Source organism: Methylobacterium sp. (assembly GCF_028290105.1).
Lineage (GTDB): Bacteria > Pseudomonadota > Alphaproteobacteria > Rhizobiales > Beijerinckiaceae > Methylobacterium.
Genome location: NZ_JAQGKL010000315.1, coordinates 1 through 3333, shown reverse-complemented (window position 1 = coordinate 3333; position 3333 = coordinate 1). Strand labels below are relative to the sequence as shown.

Here is a 3333-nt window from a genome sequence, read left to right as displayed (position 1 = left end):
AGCTTCACCAATTCGGCCCTGCGCAACCTGCTCGCCCGCTCGACCCGCGACGGGATCGTGCGCACGCAGCGTGCCGAACTGATGAACCAGATCCAGGCCGACGTGAACAAGCAGGCCAAGGAACTCGGCGTCGAGATCGTCGACCTGCGCATGACCCGCGTCGATCTACCCGCTCAGAACAGTTCGGCGGTCTACAAGCGCATGACGACCGAGCGCGAGCGCGAGGCGGCCGACATCCGCGCGAACGGCGAGCAGATCGCGGTGACGATCAAGGCCAAGCCCGATCGCGACGTGACCGTGCTGCTCTCGGAGGCCAACCAGACCGCCGAGACCCTGCGCGGTCAGGGTGACGCCGACAAGAACCGCATCCTAGTGGAAGCCTACGGCAAGGACGCGGATTTCTTCGGCTTCTACCGCTCGATGCAGGCCTACGAGAACGGGTTGAAGGGTTCCGAGACCCGGTTGGTGATCAGCCCGACCTCGGACTTCTTCCGCTACTTCAACGATCCGCAGGGCCGCAGCCCAGCGACGCCGGCAACGCGCTCGCGCGCGCCGGCCGAGCCTGGCACCACCGGCACCACGCGCTGAGCCCGACGCGATGACGCACCGGCGGCGGATCCCGATCCGCCGTCGGACTCTTGATCGGCGACCGTCGCGGACGATCTAAGGGCATCCTTGCACAACAAGAGGTCGACCATGGTCCCCGTTGCGAGCGCCGTCCGGGCGCCACGTTCCCGAGCGCTCCGCGAAAACCTGAGCCAGACGCTTCGCTCGACCCTCGTCGCCGCGACGCTTGCGACTTCCGTCGCCCTGACCGGATGGTCAGGCCCGGCCTTCGCGAAGGGTCCGGACTCCCTGGCCGACCTCGCCGATCAGGTCACCGATGCGGTGGTGAACATCTCCGCCTCCACGACCGTCGACGCGCGTCCCAATACACGTTCGGGTCCGCAACTTCCGCCGGGTACCCCGTTCGAGGATCTCTTCGAGGAATTCTTCAACAAGCGCGGCCAGCGCGGTGGTGGTGACCGCAATGAGGCCGAGCGCTCGCGCCCGCAGCAGCGCAAGTCGAATTCCCTCGGGTCCGGCTTCATCATCGACGCCTCCGGCATCGTGGTGACGAACAACCACGTCATCGGCGACGCCAACGACATTCAGGTCATCCTGCACAACGGCACCAAGCTGAAGGCCGAGATCATCGGCAAGGACGCGAAGATCGACCTCGCGGTGCTGCGGGTGAAGCCGGAGGCCGGCAAGCCCCTGAAGGCCGTACCCTTCGGCGATTCCGAAAAGATGCGGCCCGGCGACTGGGTCATCGCCATCGGCAACCCGTTCGGTCTCGGCGGTTCGGTTTCGGCCGGCATCGTCTCGGCGCGTGGCCGCAACATCGAGTCGGGCCCGTACGACAATTACATCCAGACCGACGCGGCCATCAACAAGGGCAATTCCGGCGGCCCCCTGTTCAACATGAATGGCGAGGTCATCGGCATCAACACCGCCATCCTGTCGCCCACCGGTGGCTCGGTGGGCATCGGCTTCGCCGTGCCCTCCAACAGCGCCTCTCAGGTGATCGACCAGCTGCGCGAGTTCGGCGAGGTCCGGCGCGGCTGGCTCGGGGTGCGCATTCAGAACGTGGACGACACCACGGCCGAGGCCCTCGACATGAAGGACGGCGTCAAGGGCGCGTTGGTGGCCGGCGTCGACGAGAAGGGACCCGCCAAGACAGCGGGCCTCGAGATCGGGGACGTCATCGTCAAGTTCAACGGCACGGCGGTGAAGTCGTCGAGCGACCTGCCACGCATCGTCGCCTCGACACCGGTGGGTAAGACCGTCGAGGTCCTCGTCATCCGCAAGGGCGCCGAGACGACGAAGTCGGTCACCCTCGGCCGGCTCGAGGACACCGAGAAGCCGCAGCTCGCCAGCGTCAAGCAGCCGGAGCCCGAGAGCGCCGTGCGTCAGGCCCTCGGCCTGAACCTCTCGGGGATCACCGACGAGGCCCGCAAGCGCTTCAGCCTAAAGGACGGCCAGAAGGGTGTGCTCGTCACGCGCGTCGATCCGAACTCCACCGCGGCCGACAAGCAGATCAAGGCCGGCGAGGTCATCGTCGAGGTCGGTCAGGAGGCGGTGAGCTCGCCCGCCGATGTGACCAAGCGCGTCGATCAACTGAAGAAGGACGGTCGCAAATCCGTCCTGCTCCTGGTGGCCAGCGCCTCGGGCGAGGTGCGCTTCGTGGCGCTCGGCCTCGACTGATCTCCTGACGCAAAAACCGAGCCTCTGGAGCCGCCATCCGAAAGGGTGGCGGCTCCGTCGTTTCGGTCAGACGACGAACTCGCTCGCGGAATAGCCCTGTAGGTAGAGGAGGGCGGTGAGGTCGCCGTGGTCGATCCGCACTTCCGCCGCTGCCGCCACCTTGGGCTTGGCCCGGAACGCCACCCCGAGCCCGGCCTCGCCGATCATGTCGAGGTCGTTGGCGCCGTCGCCGACGGCGAGGGTCTCGGACGGATCGAGGCCGAATCGGTCACGCAGGCTAACCAAGGTCGCGCGCTTCGTCTCCGCATCGACGATCGGCTCGATCACCTCACCCGTCAGGTGCCCATCGCGCACGCCGAGGGTGGTGGCATGCGCCTCGTCGAAGCCGATCCTCGCCGAGACCGGACCGGTGAACAGGGTGAACCCGCCCGAGATCAGGCAGGTGTGGGTGCCATGCGCCTTCATGGTTTGGACCAGGGTATGCCCACCCGGCGTCAGGGTGATGCGCTCGGCGATCAGGCGGTCGATCACCGCCACCGGTAGGTCGCGCAGGAGAGCGACGCGTTCGCGCAGGGCCGGGCCGAAGGCGATCTCGCCGCGCATCGCACGTTCGGTGATCGCGGCGACGCGCTCCTTCAGGCCGACCGTGTCGGCGAGTTCGTCGATGCATTCCTGTTCGATCATGGTCGAGTCCATGTCGGCCAGGAACAGACGTTTGCGGCGATGCGGTCCGGCGCTCAGCACCGCGACATCGATCGGCTCGGAGGCGAGCGCCGCGCGCAGGCGCTGCGCCAGGGCCGGCGCGTCCCCGGCGGCGCCGGGCACGAGCACCTCGGCAGCGACCTCGCCGTGCAGGATACGGGGCTGATGCTCGGTGCGCATCACGGCGCGGGTCTCGGCCAGCACCGCATCGGTGATGGCGGGGCGGCTCTCGTTTGCTATCAGGATCGCGACGAGGGTCATCCGGGAGCTTTCCACGCCAGTGCCGCCGGTCACGCAACGCACGCGCGCGCAGGCTCTGCCGGCGGCGATCCTCATCGCAGGGCCGACTGCCTCGGGCAAGTCGGGCCTCGCCCTGCAACTCGC

Annotated in this window: 3 protein-coding genes; 2 read left to right on the top strand and 1 reads right to left on the bottom strand. The window is 67.7% G+C overall.

Features of this window, described 5'->3' with window-relative positions; all coding sequences use genetic code 11:
• The coding region (locus tag JWQ05_RS20660; protein ID WP_299662767.1) for a protease modulator HflC at positions 1 to 588 on the top strand (588 nt) is incomplete at its 5' end.
• A gap of 108 nt (positions 589 to 696) precedes the next feature.
• Entirely contained in the window at positions 697 to 2247 is a 1551-nt protein-coding gene (locus JWQ05_RS20655) for a DegQ family serine endoprotease (protein ID WP_299662764.1), read from the top strand.
• Positions 2248 to 2313: 66 nt separating this feature from the next.
• On the opposite strand, the gene serB is transcribed toward JWQ05_RS20655, so the two are convergent.
• Positions 2314 to 3210, bottom strand: coding sequence for a phosphoserine phosphatase SerB (serB, locus tag JWQ05_RS20650; RefSeq protein WP_299662761.1), 897 nt, complete (start codon positions 3208 to 3210; stop codon positions 2314 to 2316).
• Between the last annotated feature and the right edge of the window lie 123 nt (positions 3211 to 3333).

Excerpts from the sequence above, each read along its gene's own strand:
- serB (WP_299662761.1), bottom strand. The coding sequence starts at position 3,210 with ATGACCCTCGTCGCGATCCTGATAGCAAACGAGAGCCGCCCCGCCATC.
- JWQ05_RS20655 (WP_299662764.1), top strand. The coding sequence starts at position 697 with ATGGTCCCCGTTGCGAGCGCCGTCCGGGCGCCACGTTCCCGAGCGCTC.